Annotated in this window: 3 protein-coding genes; 2 read left to right on the top strand and 1 reads right to left on the bottom strand. The window is 69.8% G+C overall.

Annotation, left to right across the window (positions count from 1 at the left end):
- Window positions 1-1,275, top strand: a 1,275-nt coding sequence (locus VNO22_00075; GenBank protein HXG59743.1) for an NADH-quinone oxidoreductase subunit N, incomplete at its 5' end; no start/stop codon positions are given.
- A 132-nt stretch (window positions 1,276-1,407) separates the two neighbouring features.
- On the opposite strand, the gene VNO22_00070 is transcribed toward VNO22_00075, so the two are convergent.
- Window positions 1,408-1,602 carry an ArsR family transcriptional regulator gene (locus tag VNO22_00070; GenBank protein ID HXG59742.1) on the bottom strand — a complete coding sequence of 65 codons (195 nt, stop codon included), beginning with the start codon at window positions 1,600-1,602 and terminating at the stop codon, window positions 1,408-1,410.
- Window positions 1,603-1,899: 297 nt separating this feature from the next.
- On the opposite strand from VNO22_00070, the gene VNO22_00065 reads away from it, so the two are divergent.
- Complete coding sequence (locus tag VNO22_00065; protein HXG59741.1) at window positions 1,900-2,316, top strand: TraR/DksA C4-type zinc finger protein; 417 nt, start codon at window positions 1,900-1,902, stop codon at window positions 2,314-2,316.
- The last annotated feature ends 297 nt before the right edge of the window (window positions 2,317-2,613 follow it).

Raw genomic sequence — 2,613 nt, 5'->3', positions numbered from 1 at the left:
CTGTGCGTGTGGGCGGCGCGGGCGGCCCCGCGGACGGTGGGGGAGCTTTTCGTGGTGGACGCGTACGGGCTCCTTTTCACGGCGCTCCTGTGCGCGGCGGCCTTGGGGGCGCTGGTTCTGGCCCGGGAGTACTTCCGCCGGGGGGCCGAGGACCCGTTCGGGGAATTCGCGACGCTTCTCGTTCTGGGCACGCTGGGGGCGGCGACGCTGTCCCTGAGCCGTCATTTTTTCTCGTTCTTTCTGGGCCTGGAGCTTCTGAGCGTGTCGCTCTACGGGCTGATCGCCTACCCGCGGGGGCGCGTGTCGGCCGGCGAGGCGGGGCTCAAGTACCTGATCCTGCACGCGGCGGCGGCGGCGTTTCTTCTTTTCGGGCTGGCGCTCGCGTACGGCGAGTCCGGCGCGATGGAGTTCGAGCGGATGGGGGCGGCGCCGGGGAATCTCTGGAGCCGGGCCGGGGCGGCGATGGCGCTTCTGGGGATCGCGTTCAAGCTCGCGCTGGTGCCCGCGCACGGCTGGGCGCCGGACGTGTACGAGGGCGCGCCGGCGCCGGCGACGGCGTTCGTGGCCACGGTGTCCAAAGGGGCGGTGCTGGGGTTTCTGGTGCGGCACTTCGGGGCCTTCCGGCAGGCGGCGCCCGAGGGCGCGGAGTGGGGGATCGGGCTGGTGGCGGCGGCTTCCATGACGGCGGGGAATCTTCTGGCGCTTCTTCAGGACAACGTGAAGCGCCTGCTGGCGTACTCGGCCACGGCGCAGGCGGGATATGTCCTTGTGGCGGTCGTGGCGGGAGGATCGGAGGGGGTGGAGGCGGCGACGTTCTTCGCGGCGGCGTACATGGCCTCGACGCTGGCGGTGTTCGCGGCGGTCACGGCGCTGTCCGAGCCGGGGCGGGAGGCGGAATCGCTCGAAGACTACCAGGGGCTTTTCTGGCGGCGTCCCTGGACGGCGGCGCTTCTGGCGGGGGGATTGCTCTCCCTGGCGGGGGTGCCGCTGACGGCGGGATTCGTGGGAAAGGTGTATCTCATGGCGGCGGGCGCGGGCGCGGCGCGGTGGGCGCTCCTGGCGGCGCTTGGGGTCAACAGCGCGATCGGGTTCTTTGTCTACATGCGCGTTGTGGCGGTCCTGTATCGACCGGCTCCGGGGCCGGAAGCGCTTCCGGCGGCGGGATGGAAAACGGCCTGGGCCGGAGCGGCGCCGGCGGCGATCGTGTTCGTCCTGGGCGTCTGGCCGGAACCGCTTCAGCGGCTCATTCGGGATGCGGCGCTCGCGCTGAGGTAAGCCCGACCGTCAGGCCGCGCCTTTGAGCGTCCTCCAGGCCTCCACGCCTCCTTCCAGATACTTCGCCTCCGTGAAGCCCATGGCCTGGTAGTCTTCCGCCCGCCGGGCGGAGGTGGCCTGGCCGGGTCAGGCTCAGTAGAAGACGATTTCCTGGGTGGGCCGGAGGGTCGGGCGGCGCGCCTCGAGCTCCCGGAACGTGATCGAGCCGGGGATGCGGATGGCCGCGCACTGCTCGTCGTTCGGGTAGGCGCATACGACGAGGGTGTCCTCTCCCGAGGTCATCTTTCGGCGGACAAGCTCGGCAGGAATGCGGGGGGCGTTGGCCATAAGGGGTCTCCGGGGATTGTCTCCTCAAACGCGATCCCCGGAGGGGACGCGGCGTTATGGGTGTCCGGAGCGCAATTGATCCATAACGGCGCGGGCTTCCCGGGATCTGTTGGGCGAACACCCCGGGCGCGGTCTTCGGGGAAAGGACTCGACGCGTGCACCGCAGGACGGACGGAAGGCTCCCGCAGCGCCAGGTATCCCCCTGAGCTCCCGGTCGATGCGCCCCGATTCCGGCGATGCCCGGTTCCCCCAAGGGGGATTCCGGAACCATTTCAAGGTTTCGATCAGGAGCACGGTATGAAAGGATCCCGGATGCCGGAGGGGGGCGACCCCAGGGGCGGAGATTCGCGGTCGTCCTTGCACGAATTCGAGGAGCTGCTGAAGCGGCGGAAAGAGGCCTTGCTCGGGGATGTGAAGGGGTTGGAAGACGGCGCCCGGCACCGCGGCGGGGACTCCGGCGAGCTTTCGAGCCTGCCGGTGCATCTGGCGGATCTGGCGAGCGACGCCTTCGAACAGGACTTTTCGTTCGAGCGGGCGGAGGGGGTGAGCCAGGAGATCCAGGAGATCGAAGAGGCGCTCGAACGGATCCGGGATCGCACCTTCGGCATCTGCGAGAGCTGTCAGGCGGAGATTCCTCTGGAACGGTTGCGCGCAATTCCCTATGCGCGACTGTGCGTGGCCTGCAAGCGGGAGGAGGAGGATCGCGAAGGATAGGGAGAGAGGGCCTCTTCGAGTTCCGGACGGATACGCGCCGGTGACTCCTTGCCTCCGCGTGCGCGGCGCCGCGCTTCGAAACCCGCCTGACGGCTCGACGTCGAATTCGCCCGCGGCGCGTCAGGCCGTGGCGGGATCGGGGGCGTCGGGATCGAGGCCCAGTTCCCGGAGGGCCTTGGGGAGATCCTTGCGGGGATAGCGCCCTTTGCGCGCCAGCTCGGCCAGCGCCGCGTAGGCCACGTGCTCGGCGTCCACCTCGAAGTGCCGGCGCAGGCGCTCCCGGGAATCCGAACGCCC

It is taken from the genome of Planctomycetota bacterium, from assembly GCA_035574235.1.
GTDB lineage: Bacteria > Planctomycetota > MHYJ01 > MHYJ01 > JACPRB01 > DATLZA01.
This window is presented reverse-complemented; position numbering and strand designations above follow the sequence as displayed.

Coding starts and splice junctions, on each gene's coding strand:
- VNO22_00070 (HXG59742.1), bottom strand. CDS start 1,602: ATGGCCAACGCCCCCCGCATTCCTGCCGAGCTTGTCCGCCGAAAGATG.
- VNO22_00065 (HXG59741.1), top strand. CDS start 1,900: ATGAAAGGATCCCGGATGCCGGAGGGGGGCGACCCCAGGGGCGGAGAT.